The following is a 19,196-nucleotide window of genomic DNA, read 5'->3' on the forward strand; positions in this document are numbered from 1 at the left end:
TTTATGTATTTTTTAAAAGTAAAGTTTCTTCTATAAGATTTTTCAGATCGGGATCCGGTACCTGGTGTTTATTTTTTTGAAGGAAGCGTCTGTCTTCTTCTATATGCTCCGAATACCCCAGAAATTTAGGAATATTTTTCTGTACCGAATGGCGCAGAAAGCGGATTTCTATATTATTTGGTTCGCTTTTTACAGCCTTTTCCAGATTGTTTTTTCCACGCCTGAAAGTGGAGAGTTTAGAAACAGGATTGGGAGTGTGTTTCGCCCAGATGGTTTGCAAAGCTCCCAGATACGCCACTTGTGTCGCACTGTTGTTTTGTTTTTCCAGCGTTTGAATGAGCCGGTCACAAAGTTTTTTGTCTTCCACCACTTTCGTATAATTTTTACGCAGTTGTGGAAGATCCGTTTCCATTGTCGATGACTGAAAACCCAATAAAGCAAAGCAAATCCAAAGCGTGGCAAAGTTCATCATAACATGGTGGTTTTGTATCGGATATAACTTTTCAGCGTAAGTGAAAGTTTGTGATAATTGGGAATTCTGATGCGTTCCTCCATGATTTTTTCAGGCGTCTTGTTCTTTATTTTTCTGAACAGTTCCAGATAATATTTGTATGCAAGATAAACCCCGAATCGGGAAGAAGAAGGCAGTCTTCGGATTCCGGAAAGCGCTTCTTTAAACTCACTTGCAATTTCTTTTTCAATTTCATCTTTTGTTTGCCCGTCGAAAATGCTGAGTTCAATATTCGGAAAATACGTTCGTCCCAATACATGATAATCATCTTTCAGATCCCGAAGGAAATTGACTTTCTGAAAAGCCGATCCCAGTTTTTGTGCATAAGGTTTCAGCTCTTCATACTGGTGTTTCCGCCCTTCTGTGAACACCTGAAGACACATCAACCCGACTACTTCTGCAGAACCGTAAATGTATCGCTCATATTCTTTAGAAGTGTATTGCAGAGGTTCCAGATCCATTTCCATACTGTGGAGGAAATGCCAGATCAGTGATTCATCAATCGTATATTTTTTCACGCTGTCCTGAAACGAATGGAGAATCGGATTCAGAGATATGCCTTCCTGTAACGCAGTTTCGGTTTCTTTTTTTAACCGTTCCAGTAACGTTTTTTTATCGTATCCGTGAAAACTGTCTACAATTTCATCCGCCAACCTTACATAGCCGTAGATGGCATAAATCGCATTCCGGATAGACGGTTTCAGGGCGAGAATTCCAAGCGAAAAACTGGTGCTGTACTTTCGCGTGGTCTTCTTGCTCACTTCGGTCGAGAGTTCGTCAAATAGTTTTTTCATATTGTTTTTTTTGTAATTTATTAACTTCTGTGGCCACAATTTTCCCTGAAATAATCGCCGGAGGAACGCCGGGGCCGGGAACGGTGAGCTGTCCTGCATAAAACAGGTTTTTCAATTTTTTGTTCCGGAGCTTGGGTTTCAGTACCGCAGTTTGAGAGAGCGTATTGGCAAGTCCGTAGGCATTACCGCCATAGGCGTTATAATCCTGAATGAAATCCGAAACACAGTAGCTTCTTTTATATTCGATTTTGGTGTGTAAATCCTTCACACCGGTGAGTTTTTCAACACGGCGAAGCATCCTGCTCAGATATTCTTCACGGTAGGATTCGTGATCTTCAATTCCTGTGGCTAAAGGCATCAATAAGAAAAGGTTCTCTTTCTCTCCCGGAGCGGTGGAAGGATCCGTTTTGGAAGGACAGCAGGCATAAAAGAGCGGCTCTTCTGGCCATTTTTTATCCTTATAAATAGCATCAATATGGACATCGAGATCATGTTCGAAAAACAGGGTGTGGTGTTTTAAATTCGGAATTTTCTCATTGAAACCAAGATAATAAATAAGACACGAAGGAGCAAAAGTCTTTTTTTTCCAGTACGATTCGGGATAGTTTTTGGCATGAGTATCTTCGAGCAAACTTTCGGTATGATGATAATCTGAAGCGCCAATTACCGCATCAAATTCAAGTTCCTCACCATTGACGGTGATGGATTTCACTCGCTTCTCTTCACTTTTAATTTTCTCTGCACAGGCGTTATAATGAAACTGAGCTCCTGCTTCTGAAGCAATGCTTTCCATAGCTCCCACCAGTTTATAAAAACCGCCTTGCGGATAATGAGTGCCGAGAGCATAGCCTCCGTAGTTCATCAGGCTGTATAAGGCGGGTATTTTTTCCGGCGAAGCACCGAGGAAAATGACTGGAAACTCCATGAGTGCTCTCAGCTTGGGATGCTTGAAATATTTCTTTACATACGACCGGAAATTGGTTAAGAGATCGAGCTTCAATGCATTTTGCGCAATCTGCGGAGTAGCAAATTCCAGCCAGCTGTGGCAGGGAAGGATCACGAATTTCCCCATTCCTTCTTCGTATTTGAACTGTGCAGCTTTCATGAAAGCGTCCAGTTTTTCACCGGCACCGGGTTCCATTTCTTCAAATAGCTTTTTCATTTCCTCATCATCTGCGGGAATGGCTGTAATTCCGTCTGAAAATACCATTTCAAACTGCGGATCCAAAGGAATGAGTTCAAAAAAATCGGAAGTCGTACGCCCGAAATCACGGAAAAAATTTTCGATAATATCAGGCATCCAGTACCAGCTGGGACCCATATCGAATACAAAACCTTCTTCGGTAGTAAACTGTCGTGCGCGGCCTCCCGGTTGGTGGTGTTTTTCTAAAACATGAACTTCATGTCCAGCTTTGGCGAGATAAGCAGCGGCGGAAAGCCCGGAAAATCCGGCTCCAATAATGGCTATTTTCATTCTTTTTCTTCTTTCTTTTCTGAGGTTTTTATAGCTTCTTCCAGAAGTAATTCCGGCGGAATATTTTTTTGATACAACGGAAGATGAAAATCATTCAGCGCAGTTAACAGCCGGATCAGTTCCATTTTTTCCGTATCCTTCAGGTTTCCTGTGACAATTTTCGTGGCCTTTCGGATTTTATCCATATGCTCTTGCAGTATTTTTTCACCAGCGGTTGTCATGCTGATGACTTTGCTCCTTTTGTCTTTTTCAGATGTCGTTTGCGTTACCCAGCCGTTTGCAATCAGCCGGTTAATGATCTGCATACCTGCAGGCTTTTCGTGGATATTTTTTTTAATAAGTTCCATTTTCGACATCGCTCCGAAAGCTTTCAGGTTGATCAGATAAATGAAATCTTCCTGTGTGGAAAATTCCGAATCGTGAATCACAGATTTTGAATAACTTTTTGCATACCGGTTCATGTGGACAATGAGCGTGTTGATCACACTTTCCGCACTTCTGCCCAATTCTTTCCCTTCCCATTGCGGTTCCGGCTTATTGGTTTCCCGGTCCGTAATCCACTCCTGAAATCCTTTGACATCATTTTGATACTTTAAAGATTGTGCATTTTCTTCTTCAAATTTTTGAACAAGATCAATAACACTTTTTAATAACTCGTAACTCATTAATGGTTTAACAATATACTAATTCACTGCAAATATACATTTTTGATGCCAAGTATCATTCTTTTTATAAATATTAAGTATAATATAATACTAAATATGTTGTAATAAACCACAAGTACACTGGTTTTAAAACAAAAAAATCCTCACCTTAAGGGGGTGATGATTCGTAATGGGTGTCTTGGACTGGTAAATTTACAGTTTTATTAAATCAGGTTTCTGAGCAGGCTTCGGTGTTTGATCAGGGACCAACCCCATGCTATTCCTTCTTTTCCTGTAATAGCCTGATTTCAGTCCGAAGTTGCTGATTTTCTTCTTTCAAATGTTTTATAAAATCCTCTAAATTTTTGATTATAGATTCTGGAATATTGTGATAGGTACTGAAATTTCCTGAGTTTTCCGCAATGGTAGAATTTTCATAATTTATAGATATAGCGGGAGTGTCCTCCTCAAATATTTCATCAAAAGAAACCTCAAGAACTTGAGCAACTTTTTCCCATTCTTGCTTAGTGATACGCACATCACCCGACTCTTTGCGGCAATAATTTGAAACATCTGTGGGCAATGCAGCTGCTAACTATTTCTGTGACATGCCTTTTTTGATACGGATCTGGCGGAGTTTTTCTTTAACCATTAGATTATGATTTTAGACATATGTACATATTTGTACAATTGCATACGAAAACTTGCAAAAAAATACAATGAATTTATTACTTTTGATATAATTCCTCTTTTTACATTTGATATGTCAATAATGACACAAAATCATTAAAAATTATTTTATGAAAACATTAGAAAAAATTCAAAATTCAATTTTGGAAGAAAAGTTGCTAAATCGACTTTCAATGAAAAATGTTCAAGGTGCAGGAAATAGCACAGGAGCAGGTGAGGTATGTCAACCAGACCTCACAGGTCAGCTTTCAATATATATTTATACTGGAGATGATTATGTGGAAGGGATTGGGATGATTTATTTTAATAAAAAAATCACTGATCGACTGTGTGATATTCAACCTTAATACACTGATCATAATCTTCTCATTTTATTTATGATGAAAAGGATTTTGTTTATTATGGTATGCTTTCTTGGCAAAGCATACCATTGTCAGGATTATACATTGCAGAATAAACCGTTACTTCATTATTATGATCTTGTAAATAAAGCAGAAAACTATATTACTAAAAAAAGCTGGGATTCTGCCTTTGTCCATTATAAATTAGCATTTAAGAAAAATAAACAGCCACCGGCAATTGATTTGTATAATAGTATGCTTGTCGCATTAAAATTGAACAAGCAGAAATTTGCATCTGGAAAATTCCGCTCGTTACAATGCCTTCATTACCAATTTGAGGATGATTTTGCCAAAAACATGCATGCATCTACCAAACAAACTAAATGCAGGAATGTTATAGATGAGAATTATAGATCCGAGTTAGACAAGCTGTATGTTATAGATCAGAAATATAGAAAACTATCTAAGGGCAATTATGCACAGTACAGAAATGAACTCACCCAAACGGACAGTATTGTAGCGGTAAAATTGATGCAATTAATTTCTAAAAAGGGCTTTCCTAACGAGTATGATATTGGACTCACTTCTGCCAATAAAGATTTCATGCAAAACTTCTATTTTATTATTCATCATCAGTTAGCAACCAATATTTATAGTCCACAAATTGTCAATTTTTCTAACCTTTTGGTGAAGGCTTTAAACGACGGAAAAATAACCCCTGCTAATGCTGCGTATCTGATAGACCTTAATAATGGAACTACAAATTATGAATTACGTTTGTTTTCAGTGCAAGGAATTGTTAAAAACAACGGAACTATGACAGATTCGATAAGGGCATTGAATAAAGTTGATTATTATATCAGTAAAGCAATATATCCCGAAAATCAGAATGAGAGAATTAGAAAAATCATTATAGAGAAAAACCAGAATCGAAAAAAAATTGGCTTGAGTAATTTGGAAAATATGCTGGAAAAAAGTCTTTTCAGAAGAAAAAATAAAGCATTTGTTTTTCCGGATGCTTCGGTCAGCATCAGTAGCTTTGCGACCGATAAAGATATTACTGATTATATACAAAATATGGGCTTAATTAAAATCCAATGATTTTATTGATAAGTTTAGCCAACGATTCCGTAACGGATGCTATTTGCAACTATCTCAGTTGTGAAAATAAATTTTTTCTTCCCAGAAAGATTTAGAATGTATTGAAAGTTCAGGCAGGGGGTATATTACGAAAGCTATTTCATAAATGCAACCCGTTTTTACAGAAGGGAAGGAAGTTCTCTTTTGGGCTTAAGCGATGCAGCAGAAAATTTGGGTTTTCGTACAATGGGAGTGCAGGTGGATTTCAAAACATTGGTGGAAGAGGTGCCGTCTTATGATTTGATGAATTTATCCATAAAACCATTTTGCTTTTCAAGTAATTCGGAAATACTTTTTCAAGTTTCTAAAATAGACTGAATAATTTCGGTAGGAGTATAGTTGTTTACGGTAACATTGTTAGTATGTGCCACATAATTTCCTTTTCTGAATTTGTTATGAGAAATAACCACATTAGAAACATTTTCTAAGAGTTCATAGATGTCGATACGGTAAAAATTGCATATTTTGATAATGTTATCCAAACTTGGTTTGGCTTTGTCTGCTTCCCATTTTACGACAGCGGTTTTTGAAATATCTATCTGTGTAGCAAACTCTTCCATAGAGATACCTTTATCTGTTCGCAGATTACGAAGTTTGGTACCGAGTGTCATAGTATATTTTGTAAAAAGTTAAAAAAACAAAAGTTACCAAAAAAAGAAACTTTTATTTACCTTTGGTTTAAAGAAGCCTTTTTAGTTTTGAATTGTCAATAATGACACAAAATCATTAAAAATTATTTTGTGAAAACATTAGAAAAGTTGGAGAACTTTAAACTTGAGAATGAGAAATTGAAAATGACCAGAGGTGGATCTAGGACACTAGATATAGGTGTCGGCGGACCTGATACTGGTGCAGGTACTCGTACCGTATGCGACTGGCCATCTCCGGGTTGGACTACTGTAATGGCATTTACAGCAGATTATAGTGGTCCTGGAGGTATTCTTGGTCTGAATGAAACGGTTCTATGTCAAGAGCCTTCTGTAACAATTTTACCATAAATATAGTGAGAGACTGTCGTAGGAAAATTATTATATAATAGTTTAATTAAGGAAAACTTGGTAGTCTCTCATTTTTTATATTTAGTTTATGAAATTCTTTTTAATAATCTTTATTTTTCTAAGCACATTTTGCCACTCTCAGAACTATGAAGTGAAGAATCAAGAGTTGTTGATATATTTTGACAATATCCGTCTGGCAGAAAATGCTATCTTAGAAAATCAGCCCCATATTGCTCATTCTTTCTATAAAAAATCTTTTTCGATTAACCAAAGACCATTTGCAAAAGACTTGTATAACAGCATGCTGAATGCAAAAAAACTCGGAATATTTGAATATGCATACGATAAATACTCAGCTTTGAAATGTTTGCAATATCCTTTTACTGCGAATTTTGTGAAGAATAATTTTCCTAAAAAGTATGGTAAGAGAAAAGAAAAATGTAAGAACAATCTGGATATTACTTATAAGAAACAGCTAGATTCATTGTTTGAATTAGATCAATATTATCGAAAATTAGCGGAAGGAAATCTTATGAATAAAAAGAAAGAAATTACAGAAAGTGATAGTATTACTTCCACTACATTGTTAAAATTAATCGAACAAAAGGGATTTCCCAGTGAATATGATATTGGTTTAAGTTCAATAAACAGTTCACTGATGCAAAATTTCTATCTTATTATTTGGCATCAAATGGCTATGAATCATGTGAGTACGCAAAAAGTTAATTTTTCTCAAAAGCTCATCGAAGCACTCAATAATGGGAAAATACTTCCGGAACATGCATCTTTCTTAATTGATTTGAATAATGGAACCAGTGATTTCTGGCTTAGACATTTTACTGTTTTTGGTTTTCTTACAGATAATGGCACTGGCGAATCCATAAGAGATCAGATTTTTAACCAAACTTCGAAAAAGGACTGTTGTTATATTCATAATTATTATAAATCGGAAACCCGGGATACGGAGTTTGAAAAGACGATAAATAAAGTAAATAACAACAGAAAAAAATTAGGGCTTTCTTCCTTGGAGGAAACCGTCAAATTCAGTGTATTCAGTTTGAATAATAATGATTATATATTTCCTCAAAAAATGATAGAAATGTCTTTTGTTTTTACTGAAGAACAAATAAAAATGCAAAAGGCACCACTTATCAAAATCCCATGATCCTCTTAATCAGTTTAGACAACGACACGGTGACAGATACTATCTGCAATTGGTTGGCTTTGCAAAATAAAAAGTTTATTCGAATCAACAGCAGCCAGTCCATAACAGGGATACATTTTGATTTTAATACATCTTCACATTTTATTTCTATAAACGAGAATAAGTTTAGTCTTAAAGATATTACCTCTGTTTTCTACAGAAACGGAAATATAACGTTCTAAAATTTTTTGTGGGATTTGGATGAAAATATGGAGAAGTTCTTCTTTTCCGAGTACAAATCAATAGCAGATTTCATTAGCTATTTATTAGAAAAATCAGGTGCCAAGATTTACGGAAACTTTCGTGTGAAAGAAGTAAATAAATTGAAAGTTCTTCATTTTACAAAACAACTCGGTTTTAAAATATCAGGAAGTCAAATTTTTTCTTCTCCGAAAGATTTAGAATGTATTGAAAGTTCAGACAGAAGGTATATTACGAAAGCTATTTCAGAAATGCAACCCGTTTTTGTTGATGATGCTTTGTATCTTAATTATACAAGAGATATTCTAATGGAAGAGATTTTAGAAAAAGAACAGAGAATTATCCCAACGCTGTTGCAGGAAAAATTCACAAAGAATATGAAATTAGAGTTTTTTTCTTTGAAGAGAAAATTTGGGCTATTGCTACTTTTGATTTTTCAGGAAACACCGACGTACGGAATATGAAAACCAGTGATAAAAATACATTCCTTATGTTATTGCGAAAATCTAGCTTTTTCTCTTAAAATTCTTAGTTTACTGCCAGTTTCCATGTTATATTTTTTTTGTATAGAAATTAATTCCTTTAAATTAGGAGTTTATTTCTTTTAGTTTATAAATATTTGATTAAAGTTTGTATCAATGGAATTAAAAAAAACAAAACCATTTATTATCAATAGAAAATTAAGTAATTTTTATTATGTTTTGTTTATTTTTTATTTTGTCAGTTGCAAAACTAACCAAACTAATGCTGGAACAAAACATGAAATAAACTATATTCCTTATTATTTAGAATTGTACAAGGCAGACAGTCTAAGAATGATAGGTGAAAATGAAGAAGCCTTTAAAAAATTAGATAGTTTATTCACGATTTATGAACCGCTTAACTATTCCGTTACAAAAGAATTGGTTTACTATGTGAAATATGCAGCATCAACAAAAAAGAACATTAATTATAAGTCACACTTAACCAATCTTATTGCAGAAAGAGGATATCCTTATAAATGGATTATACAAGACAGTGATTTAATGAATGTCTATATCATTAACGGTTTTTCTAAAAATGATATAAAACAATTGGACAGCATTTTTAATGCCCAGATTAATTGGGAATACAGAAAAGAACTTAAAGAAATGTTTACCCAAGATCAGTTGAGCCGTGGAAAACTCATCGAACCTTCTGTGGATGAGTACAATGCAAAGCGACTAATACAGCTTATTACCCAATATGGATATCCTGATATAAAAACCGTTGGAAGATTAGAAGAAGATAGAATAATGCTTGGGATTATGTATTTCCATTTATCAAGAATTGATAATTATGCAGGACTCAAAAATTTATTGATAGAAAAACTTAAAGAAGGAAAAGCTAATCCTTTTGACATCGAAAATATGATTACCTCAAAATATCTTCTTTATTATCATCAGGACTATTTTGGAAAAATAGATAGAGAAACGAATGGATTAAAAACAATAAAATTTGATGTTCCTTTAGATACGTTTAATATCCGGAGAAAGAAATATGGGCTACCCAGTTTACAATTTGCCAGAATGAAATATGATTTCTATAAAAATAATACTAACCCTTAATTTAATTTTTTTTACTGTGGAAAATCTTGAAAAATTAGCTGAATTTCAGCTTAAAAATGAAGAACAATTAAAAATTGTTGGTGGTAATCGAAACACTACCGGTGGAGGAAGTTATGTGGAGTATAACTGGCCAACACAAGGAGTAAATACATTTGTAACCTACTAGTGATATCTGGGATGGCAACGTTTAGGTTGTACCTATATGATGGAACCATAATTTTAGTTAGAGAGAAGCTAACATGCCTCTATTTTTTTTATGAAAAAATTGTTTTTATGTTTAGTTATACTGCATAGTTATTTCGGATTTTCACAAGTCGTGGAAATTACTAATCCTGATTTAATTAAGTATTATGAGATAATTAACAGAGCTGAAATATCTATCACTAACCAAAATATGAAAGAGGCTTCGCATTTGTACAGGGAAGCTTTTGAGAATAATCCTCAACCGCACGGAAAAGATCTTTATAATAGCATGTTAGTTTTTTTAAAAATAAAAAATTATCCTCATGCATATAAGAATTACAGTAAGCTAAAATGTTTGCAATTCAGTTTCCAAAAAAATTTTCTGGAAAATCATTTTCCCATCCGTTTTAAAAACAAAAAGCAGCGTTGCCAGATAAATCTCGATTATAAACTAAAGAAAGAATTAGACTCGCTTTATGTTTTAGATCAGAAATACAGGAGGTTATCAAAAGGTGATTACGCCAAGGTTCGTACAGAGCTAACCACTACTGACAGTATTGTATCCAGTAATTTAGCAAGCCTCATAGCAGAAAAGGGTTTTCCGAACGAATATGATATTGGTTTCGGATCTGCTCATGCGGGGTTTTCTCAGAGATTTTATGTGATCATTTTGCATCAACTTGCTAATAATATTTTTAGTCCGCAGGTGATTAATTTTTCGAAACAATTAAACGAAGCATTAAACCAAGGCAAGATTTCACCAGAAAGTGCTTCATTTTTATTAGACTTAAATAATGGAAGAAATCAGTTTTTTTCAAAACATTTTGCTATTAATGGATTTGTCTATAGCAACGGTAGTAATCTTTCAATATGGGATCAAACGGAGAAGGGGATCTCAATTCGCGATTGCTGTTATGTTACTTATGGATTTTATCCTGAAAAACGCACAGAAGAACTACATTCTTTTAATAAAGCAGCTCAATGAAAACCGAAAGAAAATTGGTTTGTGTACTATTGATGAATCGATAAAGAAAAGTGAGTTTTCTTTAAAAAATAAAGATTTTTTTATTTCGGAAAACACTCAAGAAAATCATTCATTCGATGATGAAAAAGATGCACATTTCCTGAGAGACCATATGTTCAAAATCCAATGATTGTGGAAGGGGAGGTGGCGCATATTTCTTTAACACCTGATGATGAGGGAAATTACTATGTCGATATTGTTCTCCCAAAAGGTTTAAAAACATCTTATAACAAGACTCTTCCATTTGATAAAGAAGTTAAAGGCAATGCCGATATTGTTACTCAGGATTTGAGGCTGATTGAACGTTTCTTCTATCAAATAAGAAAATTATTAGGTTATCAAATCTAAACAAACCTTTAAATCTTAACTGCTTATAACAACAAATAAAAGTAAAAGCCGCACATCTGCATTTAAAAGAAAAAATACAAAATTCGGATTCTTCTGATCATGCTTTACCACGCCAACCGCAAGTGTCATAAACCGCTTCCTGAGCTTTTTCTACGTAATCGTGTACCATGGCTATAATTAGAACTATGTAGATGGTTACAATTTCTCTGCCAGATAACGTGCTGTATGCGATGCTTTAATATCTATTAAATCTTCAGGAGTTCCGGCAAACACAATTTCTCCGCCATGTTTTCCGGCATCGGGGCCAATATCAATAAGATAATCTGCGAATTTAATAATATCCGGATGGTGCTCAATCACCATTAGTGAATGTCCCAGATTAACGAGTGCCTGAAAAGATTTCAGTAATTTGTTGATGTCATGAAAATGAAGTCCTGTAGAAGGTTCATCAAAAATAAAAAGCGATTTCTCGGTAGTCGCCCCTTTCACCAGAAATGAGGCGAGTTTGATCCGCTGTGCTTCTCCTCCGGAAAGGGTAGAAGAGCTTTGTCCCAGTTGCAGATAACCCAGCCCCACATCTTGAAGCGGCTGCAGCTTGGTAACGATTTTATTTTCGCCGTTATCATGGAAGAAAATAAGCGCTTCATCCACGGTCATTTGGAGAATATCGGAGATATTTTTATCATCATATTTTACTTCCAGAATTTCACTTTTGAAACGGGTTCCTTTGCAGGTTTCACATTCCAATTCAATATCTGCCATAAATTGCATGGAAACGCTGATGACGCCTTCGCCCTTACAGTCTTCGCACCTTCCACCATCCACATTGAAGGAGAAATGTTTGGATTTGTAACCCATCATTTTCGCCAGTTTTTGTTTGGCAAAAAGATCCCGGATATCGTCATACGCTTTCAGATAAGTCACCGGATTGGAACGTGACGATTTTCCAATTGGATTTTGGTCAATCATCTCAATATTCTGAATGGTTTTTTTATTAAATTCCACCGAATCGTAATCTCCTTTTTTGCCTCCTTTTCCCAATTGGATCTGCAGGTCGTTGGAAATAATTTCTTTCATCAGCGTTGATTTTCCGCTGCCTGAAACTCCGGTGATCACCGTAAGGCATTCCAAAGGAATATCCACATCTATATTTTTAAGATTATTCTGTCGGGCTCCGCGAACTTTAACAAATTCTTTTGGCGTTTTTCGTTTTTCAGGAACTTTTATTTCCAATGTTCCCGTAAGGTAGTGGGAAGTAAGGGTATCCGCATTTTTAAGTTCTTCAAAATTTCCCGCAAACATCAGTTCTCCACCCAAATATCCGGCTTCGGGACCGATATCAATAATATAATCGGCAGCACGCATCACATCCTCGTCATGTTCTACAACAATAACGGTATTTCCCAAATCCCGCAGATTTTTCAGAACGGTAATCAGGTTTTCGGTATCGCGTGAATGGAGGCCAATAGAAGGTTCATCCAGAACATAAATAGAACCAACCAGCGAACTGCCCAAACTCGTAGCCAGATTAATCCGCTGGCTTTCGCCGCCGGAAAGTGTGTTGGAAGTTCTGTTGAGCGTCAGATAACCCAAACCTACTTTCAGGAGAAACGAAAGACGGGTAGAGATTTCGTACAGCAGTCGTTTGGCGACATGGGTTTCATACTCAGACAGTTTCAGAGACTCTATGGTGGGTAAAAGTTCATCAAGCGGAAGTTCAATCATCGATTGTATGGTGTGTCCACTGATTTTTACCCATTCAGTTTCGGGCCGTAATCGTAACCCTTCACACGTAGGACAGGTCGTTTTTCCGCGAAACCGCGACAGCATTACCCGGTACTGAATTTTATACAGATTTTCTTCTACCATTTTGAAAAACGAAGAAATAGAAGGGAAACTCCGGCTCCCATCTCCTTTCCAAAGCAGGTTTTTCTGGTCTTTGGTCAATTGGAAATAAGGCTTGTGAACGGGGAAATCTTTTCCGGTTCTTTTAATAAAAGCATTTTTCCATTCGCTCATGCTTTCTCCTTTCCAGCAGGCTACGGCATCCTCAAAAAGCGATAAATTCTTGTTGGGAACCACGAGATCTTCGTCTATACCGATGACTTTTCCGTAACCTTCACATTCCGGACAGGCGCCGTAAGGATTATTAAAACTGAAAAAATGGACATTCGGTTCAGAAAATTCAATGCCGTCCAACTCAAATTTGTTTGAAAATTCCTTTACCGTATTTGTTTCGGTACTTTTCACTGAACAATAGCCATGGCCTTCGTAGAAAGCAATCTGAATAGAATCGGCCAGACGCTGCAGGAAACTTTCATCTTCTTCATATTGGAAACGATCGATCACCAGATGGATTTCCATATTTTCTTCCGGGACAAATCCAAAACTCTCCAGATCTTCAATTTCTACCGTATTGCCGTTAATATCCAAACGGGTAAATCCGGAAACTTTCAGTGTATTCAGGGTTTCATTGAATTTTTCTTTTTCAAATGCCAAAGGTGCCCGAAGCGCGAAAAGGGTTTCCTGTCTTTGGTTTTTAATATAATCAATAACATCCGTCACATGATCCTTTTTCACTTCATCACCCGAAACTGGCGAATAGGTGCGTCCGATGCGGGCAAAAAGCAGTTTCAGATAATCATAAACTTCTGTGGAAGTTCCTACCGTAGACCGAGGATTGGAAGAAATTACCTTTTGCTGAATCGCAATAGAAGGTGCAAGTCCTTTGATATCGTCCACTTTTGGTTTCTCCAATTTCCCAAGAAACTGACGGGCATAAGAACTCAGGCTTTCCACATACCGGCGCTGACCTTCTGCATAAAGAGTATCAAAAGCCAAAGACGATTTGCCGCTTCCTGAAACGCCGGTGATGACGATCAGTTTATTTTTTGGAATGATAACATCTATGTTTTTCAGATTGTTAAGATGCGCATTCTTAATATAGATTTCTTTTTTTATATCGATTTTATCTTCGTTGATCATGGGAATCATCATGGTGCAAAATTACGGAAAATGCAGCAAAGAATCGGGACAAGGTTTCAGTAATAAATTTCTCTGAAGTTTCTCATAATATTATTTACTGTATAGCTTTTAAATTGGTAAAGTGTTAATATATTTGCGCGGAAAAATAGTGCACAGGCAACGAAAGAGATCTGTCTGGAAGCAGGATGATATTGAATTAATACGGAATAAATGAAAAAATGTATTGTAATGGCAGGGCTGTTGATGCTTGTTTCCAAAATGAACGGACAGCAGCAGGAAGCCCGGATTGAAGAAGTGGAAATCTATGGCAAGATGATGAATCTGCCGTATAAAAAAATAAATGAAAATGTGGTGCTCATCACGAAGGCAGATATACAGCAGTCGCCGGCGACGAGCATTGATGAACTCCTGCAACAAACGGTGGGTTTGGATATTCGCAGAAGAGGTTCCAACGGCGTTCAGAGCGATATTTCAATTCGGGGCGGATCTTTCGAGCAAACGATGATTCTCATCAACGGAATTCGGATGAACGATTCGCAAACCGGCCACAACTCCCTGAATATTCCTGTAGATCTGAACAGTATTGAACGGATCGAAATTATAAAAGGCCCTGCAGCAAGGCGTTTTGGGAACAATGCTTATGCCGGAGTGATCAACATTATCACCAAAACTTCATCCAACAATAATGTGAAAATTTCAGCGCAGGGCGGTGATTATTCTACTGTACAAATGGGATTGAGTTCGCAGTTCGGGACAGAAGTTTTTTCGCATTTATTTCAGGTAAATTCCGGACAATCTGAAGGCTACAGACACAATACTGATTACAAAATCAACAGTGCTTTTTATCAGAATCAATACCAGCTCGGGAACGGAACGCTTCAGTTTCAGGCAGGATTTTCTGAGAAGAAATTTGGAGCCAACGGATTTTATGCTTCACCACAAGCCACGGAACAATATGAGGAAATGCAGGCTTCTGTTGTCAGTCTGATGCACCGCCAAAAATTCGGAGAATTCAGTGTAAATTCCAATGTGTATTGGCGTCGCGGGCAAGACCTATATCTTTTCAACAGAGAAAAGCCGGAGATTTACCGCAATATGCATATCGGAAACAACGTTGGCGGGGAAATCAACGGAAATTATAAATCTGCGTTGGGAACTACTGGAATAGGCATTGAACTGCGAAAAGAATTTCTGGCGAGCAATAACCTTGGACAAAGAGAGCGGTTCCTAACACAGCTTTTTGCCGAACATCATTTTTCTTTCATCAACGACAGATTACATATTTCACCCGGAATTTCCTGGGCACATTTCTCCAACACGGGAGATTTTTTCTACCCGGGAATGGATGTCGGTTTTGAGCTGAATGACCAGCATAAAATCTTTGGAAATATTGCCAAAGTGCACCGTATCCCTACTTTTACGGATTTGTTTTACGTCAGCGGAACAGAAGCCGGAAATCCCAATCTGAAACCTGAAAATGCCATTTCGTATGAGGCCGGCTATCGTTTTCTGAAAAATAAAACGCAACTGAAAACCAGTTTTTTCGGCCGTGAAACAAACAACAGTATCGATTGGGTGAAAAATGAATCTGCCGAAAAATGGCAGGCCGAGAATATTGGGAAAATGTCTACAAAAGGAATCGAAGCGGAAGTTGAGCAGCGTTTTGACGGTTTTCTAAGTGCGATTTCTGCGGGGTATACTTTTCTGGATATTGAGATGAAAACACAAACGGAGTTTTCCAGATATGCGATGGATCATCTGAAACATCAGTTCACAGCCAAAATGGAGAACCGTTTTCTAAAAAATTTCAGCAATCAGCTGGTGTATCGTTATCAGGAAAGGGCCAACGGATACAGTTACCATCTTTTGGATGAAAAACTGAGTTATCAATTCCGGAATCTGAATGTTTTTGTGCTGATTAATAACCTCACCAATACGCAGTACACAGAGGCTTTCGGCGTTCCAATGCCGGGAAGGTGGTTTCATGTTGGAGTAAACTACACTATAAAACAATAATCCGATGTTGCTATTAAAGCATAAAAAAGCCGGAATTTTTGGATTCCGGCTTAGTTTTTTTAAGTGTTTAATACTGGTACACCACAACCTGTCCGTTATTTTCTATATTCAGCGCGACTGATTGCGCACCACTGACCTGAAGATTTGAAATATCGAAACTCTTCTCTTTATTGATGACGGCAGTACAGGTTTCCTGACTTAGCAGAACCAATTTTAATTTTCTGGTTGCAGGAATTGTAGAAAGATCCACAGTGCCATCCGTCATCAATTGTACTTGCCACGAACTGCCATCACAGCCGCTGCTGCTGTAGGAAATTTTCAGGCAGTTTCCGGAAACTACAGCTTGGGAAACGGTTGCATTTCCAATGGGAGCAGAAGGATAGCCAGACTGATCAATCAGGGTCGTCTGGTCACATTTTACCACCGGGCCGTCATCTTCTGTTTCCGTTTTACAGGAAAGCGCAAAAAGCAACAGACAGGAAAGTGCAATACGTTTCATATGTATTAGTCTTCCTCGTCTTCTTCGTCGTATTTGGCAAGTTCTTCGTCACACCAGTTAAGAGCCATTCCTACCACTTCGGTAGCTTCGTTGGCGATGGTTTCTTCATCATCTCCATCCAGGTCATCCAGCCATTCTACCTCTTCTTCCTCCACATTCAGGATGAATCTTGGATATTCTGTATGCACCACAAAAAGATCCTCTGGCATTTCAGAATTGTCTGCTAATAAAAACTTTGGTAATTTCATTTTATTGGGTTTTGTAAACTTTTTCAAATATAAATAATTTATCTGTATTTGTTTTCGTCCAGAGTAATCTTTTGCAAAACTTTGTGCTTTGTTAACGTATTCCGCTGCAGCGTATCCTCTTTCTTGAAAGTAAGGGTAAGATTGGATTGTACAGTAGAAAAAAGTTCTGCCAGATCAATGGCTTCTCCGTCTTCATAATTTTCTGCATAGAAAAGCAAAGGAGTTTCTTCCAGATTTTCCGCTTTCAGATAGCGTGCCGCTTCAGCCCGGTTTTCAAGATAATTTCCTCGTGCCATCCACATAAAAGCAACACCGACTCCCATACTTAAAAAGGTGATCAGATAAGTTTTCATTCCTAAAATTGGCTTTATTTTAGAGAAAAAGAACAGCCACAAAGGCAAAGTAAACATGGATATTAACCGGTAATTAATCGGATCAACCACATAAAAATACTGTATAAAAAAGGAACAGAGAATTCCGGAAACACCGGTGATGATGAAAAACATTTCGTGTTTTGTCCCCCTTTTCTTTATCATAAAATAAATCAGAACCAGCACTGTGAAAGCACCGATTCCATAAATGCCGATATTCAGGATACTTCCACCCGGATCCGTCATGTGAATAAAAGGATTAAAAGAAGTGGCGACACCTGCAAAAAATTCAGGAATCAGTTTAGAAGTAGGATAGTGGGCAATTTCCAAAGCACCATCCAGATAGGTTTCATTAAACGTATCAATGAACAGAAATTTGTACAAAACTATAAATATAAAACCTATGAGTGAGCTGATGATAAATTGTTTGCCATAACTCTTTTTCACACTCAGAACTCCGAAAAGAAAACTCGCTCCCATGATGAATAAGCCGCTGTAGCGGACATTGAAAATGGCGAGTAATGCCAGAGTTAACAAAAGCGTTCCTTTCCTGAAATTATACTTCTGATGAATAACGCCCTGCGAAACATACAGCAAAAGAAAAACAAAAAGCAGGGTGAAAGATTCGCTCAATGTAGCTGCGAAAATGGACACAAAACTGAACAATCCGCCTGTCAGAACCACTTCACGGAAGTAAAAATTCTTCTTCCAGGCAAAATAGACCATAGAAAGATAGGATAAAATGCCTACAATTTTGCTGCTCCAAAACTCACTGAAGGTGAAATAGGAAAAGAATTTTAAAATCAGCGGATAACCGAGCGGCGTGGTGGTATTATCAATAACGGGCAGCACGTTCGCAAAACGCATAAATCGTATAGAATCCGGAGAAATTCTACCTTTTTCGTTCAGGAAAATCCGGAGAACAATCATGACAATAGTGAGCGCAACCACTGAAATAATGATCCAGTGGTCGCGTTGCAACTTTTTGTTATTGTTCAGCCCGGAAAGACCGTTCATCTCAGAAGGATTTAAGGGAAAAAGAAGATTATTTCAAAAACATCTTCGCAACTTTTTCGGCTTTTCGGCTTTCAGAATAATCATAGAAACCTTCACCGGATTTTACCCCCATTTTTCCGGCCATCACCATATTCACCAACAAAGGATTCGGAGCGTATTTCGGGTTTTTGAAACCGTCGTACATCACGTTCAAAATAGCCAGGCAAACATCCAGACCGATAAAATCTGCCAACTGAAGCGGCCCCATTGGATGTGCCATTCCGAGTTTCATGACGGTATCAATTTCTTCAACGCCGGCTACGCCGTTATAGAGTGTTTCAATGGCTTCATTAATCATCGGCATCAGAATTCTGTTGGCTACAAATCCGGGATAATCGTTCACTTCTACCGGAACTTTCCCTAAGGTTTTCGACATTTCGTATACCGCATCGAAAGTTTCCTTTGAAGTAGAATATCCTTTGATGATTTCTACCAGTTTCATGATCGGAACAGGATTCATAAAGTGCATTCCGATCACTTTTTCAGGTCTTTTGGTGGCGGCAGCAATTTTGGTAATAGAAATAGAAGAAGTATTGGTCGCCAGAATGCAGTTTTCAGGAGCCAGTTCGTCCATCTGCGTAAAGATTTTCAGTTTTAATTCCTGATTCTCGGTCGCCGCTTCCACGATTAAATCTGCATTTCCGCAGGCATCAGAAAGCTGGGTGAAGATGGTGATGTTGCCGAGTGTTTCGTTTTTTTGTTGTTCTGTAAGGTTGCCTTTGGCAATGATTCTGTCCAGATTCGTGCTGATGGTTTTCAGGCCTTTGTCCAGCGCTTCCTGCGAAACATCCACCAGATTGACTTTAAAATTGGTTTGTGCAAAAGTGTGTGCGATGCCGTTTCCCATAGTTCCGGCACCGATAACAACAATATTCTTCATGTT

The 19,196-nt window shown here is 37.2% G+C and carries 21 protein-coding genes; 10 read left to right on the forward strand and 11 right to left on the reverse strand.

Annotated elements, in window-relative coordinates:
* Nucleotide 1: 1 nt before the first annotated feature.
* The 5 genes from DQ356_RS06200 to DQ356_RS06220 all read right to left on the reverse strand — a co-directional run bounded on the left by DQ356_RS06200 (nucleotide 2) and on the right by DQ356_RS06220 (nucleotide 4,006).
* Entirely contained in the window at nucleotides 2–472 is a 471-nt protein-coding gene (locus tag DQ356_RS06200; RefSeq protein WP_228420661.1) for a hypothetical protein, read from the reverse strand.
* Nucleotides 469–1,305 carry a phytoene/squalene synthase family protein gene (locus DQ356_RS06205; protein WP_114303610.1) on the reverse strand — a complete coding sequence of 279 codons (837 nt, stop codon included), beginning with the start codon at nucleotides 1,303–1,305 and terminating at the stop codon, nucleotides 469–471. The genes DQ356_RS06200 and DQ356_RS06205 overlap by 4 nt, the downstream gene beginning before the upstream one ends.
* Nucleotides 1,289–2,779: a phytoene desaturase family protein gene (locus tag DQ356_RS06210; RefSeq protein WP_114303611.1), complete on the reverse strand. Its 1,491-nt coding sequence runs from the start codon at nucleotides 2,777–2,779 to the stop codon at nucleotides 1,289–1,291. Before DQ356_RS06210 ends, DQ356_RS06205 begins: the two co-directional genes overlap by 17 nt.
* Entirely contained in the window at nucleotides 2,776–3,444 is a 669-nt protein-coding gene (locus DQ356_RS06215) for a MarR family winged helix-turn-helix transcriptional regulator (RefSeq protein ID WP_114303612.1), read from the reverse strand. The genes DQ356_RS06210 and DQ356_RS06215 overlap by 4 nt, the downstream gene beginning before the upstream one ends.
* Before the next feature lie 256 nt (nucleotides 3,445–3,700).
* Nucleotides 3,701–4,006, reverse strand: a complete 306-nt coding sequence (locus tag DQ356_RS06220) for a transcriptional regulator (RefSeq protein ID WP_228420663.1) — start codon at nucleotides 4,004–4,006, stop codon at nucleotides 3,701–3,703.
* Between the two features lie 217 nt (nucleotides 4,007–4,223).
* Between DQ356_RS06220 and DQ356_RS06225 the strand changes: the two genes are divergently transcribed.
* Nucleotides 4,224–4,460, forward strand: coding sequence for a hypothetical protein (locus DQ356_RS06225; protein ID WP_114303613.1), 237 nt, complete (start codon nucleotides 4,224–4,226; stop codon nucleotides 4,458–4,460).
* Between the two features lie 30 nt (nucleotides 4,461–4,490).
* Nucleotides 4,491–5,555 carry a hypothetical protein gene (locus DQ356_RS06230; protein ID WP_114303614.1) on the forward strand — a complete coding sequence of 355 codons (1,065 nt, stop codon included), beginning with the start codon at nucleotides 4,491–4,493 and terminating at the stop codon, nucleotides 5,553–5,555.
* Nucleotides 5,556–5,890: 335 nt separating this feature from the next.
* On the opposite strand, the gene DQ356_RS06235 is transcribed toward DQ356_RS06230, so the two are convergent.
* The gene (locus DQ356_RS06235) at nucleotides 5,891–6,205 is read right to left on the reverse strand and encodes a helix-turn-helix domain-containing protein (protein WP_114303615.1); all 315 of its coding nucleotides are present in this window, start codon (nucleotides 6,203–6,205) and stop codon (nucleotides 5,891–5,893) included.
* A 129-nt stretch (nucleotides 6,206–6,334) separates the two neighbouring features.
* On the opposite strand from DQ356_RS06235, the gene DQ356_RS06240 reads away from it, so the two are divergent.
* The 7 genes from DQ356_RS06240 (at nucleotide 6,335) to DQ356_RS06275 (ending at nucleotide 11,138) form a co-directional block, all read left to right on the forward strand.
* On the forward strand, nucleotides 6,335–6,592 hold the full coding sequence (locus DQ356_RS06240) for a hypothetical protein (RefSeq protein WP_126723240.1): 258 nt from the start codon (nucleotides 6,335–6,337) through the stop codon (nucleotides 6,590–6,592).
* A gap of 151 nt (nucleotides 6,593–6,743) precedes the next feature.
* On the forward strand, nucleotides 6,744–7,757 hold the full coding sequence (locus tag DQ356_RS06245; RefSeq protein WP_114303617.1) for a hypothetical protein: 1,014 nt from the start codon (nucleotides 6,744–6,746) through the stop codon (nucleotides 7,755–7,757).
* A 236-nt stretch (nucleotides 7,758–7,993) separates the two neighbouring features.
* Nucleotides 7,994–8,461: a hypothetical protein gene (locus tag DQ356_RS06250; RefSeq protein ID WP_126723241.1), complete on the forward strand. Its 468-nt coding sequence runs from the start codon at nucleotides 7,994–7,996 to the stop codon at nucleotides 8,459–8,461.
* Between the two features lie 174 nt (nucleotides 8,462–8,635).
* Nucleotides 8,636–9,583 (forward strand): hypothetical protein, encoded by a 948-nt coding sequence (locus DQ356_RS06255; protein ID WP_114303619.1) that lies wholly within the window; start codon nucleotides 8,636–8,638, stop codon nucleotides 9,581–9,583.
* A 16-nt stretch (nucleotides 9,584–9,599) separates the two neighbouring features.
* On the forward strand, nucleotides 9,600–9,749 hold the full coding sequence (locus tag DQ356_RS11220; RefSeq protein ID WP_166413069.1) for a hypothetical protein: 150 nt from the start codon (nucleotides 9,600–9,602) through the stop codon (nucleotides 9,747–9,749).
* Between the two features lie 150 nt (nucleotides 9,750–9,899).
* Nucleotides 9,900–10,751, forward strand: coding sequence for a hypothetical protein (locus DQ356_RS06265; RefSeq protein WP_147267614.1), 852 nt, complete (start codon nucleotides 9,900–9,902; stop codon nucleotides 10,749–10,751).
* Between the two features lie 165 nt (nucleotides 10,752–10,916).
* On the forward strand, nucleotides 10,917–11,138 hold the full coding sequence (locus tag DQ356_RS06275; RefSeq protein WP_228420665.1) for a hypothetical protein: 222 nt from the start codon (nucleotides 10,917–10,919) through the stop codon (nucleotides 11,136–11,138).
* A 195-nt stretch (nucleotides 11,139–11,333) separates the two neighbouring features.
* On the opposite strand, the gene uvrA is transcribed toward DQ356_RS06275, so the two are convergent.
* Nucleotides 11,334–14,123, reverse strand: a complete 2,790-nt coding sequence (uvrA, locus tag DQ356_RS06280) for an excinuclease ABC subunit UvrA (protein ID WP_114303787.1) — start codon at nucleotides 14,121–14,123, stop codon at nucleotides 11,334–11,336.
* A 210-nt stretch (nucleotides 14,124–14,333) separates the two neighbouring features.
* On the opposite strand from uvrA, the gene DQ356_RS06285 reads away from it, so the two are divergent.
* Nucleotides 14,334–16,139, forward strand: coding sequence for a TonB-dependent receptor (locus DQ356_RS06285; protein WP_114303623.1), 1,806 nt, complete (start codon nucleotides 14,334–14,336; stop codon nucleotides 16,137–16,139).
* A gap of 67 nt (nucleotides 16,140–16,206) precedes the next feature.
* Here DQ356_RS06285 and DQ356_RS06290 read toward each other — a convergent pair whose 3' ends face one another.
* From DQ356_RS06290 to DQ356_RS06305, 4 genes are read right to left on the reverse strand one after another with little or no spacing between them, the layout of a single operon-like run.
* Nucleotides 16,207–16,638, reverse strand: coding sequence for a hypothetical protein (locus tag DQ356_RS06290; RefSeq protein WP_126723242.1), 432 nt, complete (start codon nucleotides 16,636–16,638; stop codon nucleotides 16,207–16,209).
* A gap of 5 nt (nucleotides 16,639–16,643) precedes the next feature.
* Nucleotides 16,644–16,886, reverse strand: coding sequence for a hypothetical protein (locus tag DQ356_RS06295; RefSeq protein ID WP_114303625.1), 243 nt, complete (start codon nucleotides 16,884–16,886; stop codon nucleotides 16,644–16,646).
* A gap of 38 nt (nucleotides 16,887–16,924) precedes the next feature.
* Nucleotides 16,925–18,274 carry a hypothetical protein gene (locus tag DQ356_RS06300; protein WP_114303626.1) on the reverse strand — a complete coding sequence of 450 codons (1,350 nt, stop codon included), beginning with the start codon at nucleotides 18,272–18,274 and terminating at the stop codon, nucleotides 16,925–16,927.
* 28 nt (nucleotides 18,275–18,302) lie between these two features.
* The gene (locus DQ356_RS06305; protein ID WP_114303627.1) at nucleotides 18,303–19,193 is read right to left on the reverse strand and encodes a 3-hydroxybutyryl-CoA dehydrogenase; all 891 of its coding nucleotides are present in this window, start codon (nucleotides 19,191–19,193) and stop codon (nucleotides 18,303–18,305) included.
* Nucleotides 19,194–19,196 lie beyond the last annotated feature (3 nt).

Source organism: Chryseobacterium lacus (assembly GCF_003336205.1).
In the GTDB taxonomy this organism is placed as follows: domain Bacteria; phylum Bacteroidota; class Bacteroidia; order Flavobacteriales; family Weeksellaceae; genus Chryseobacterium_A; species Chryseobacterium_A lacus.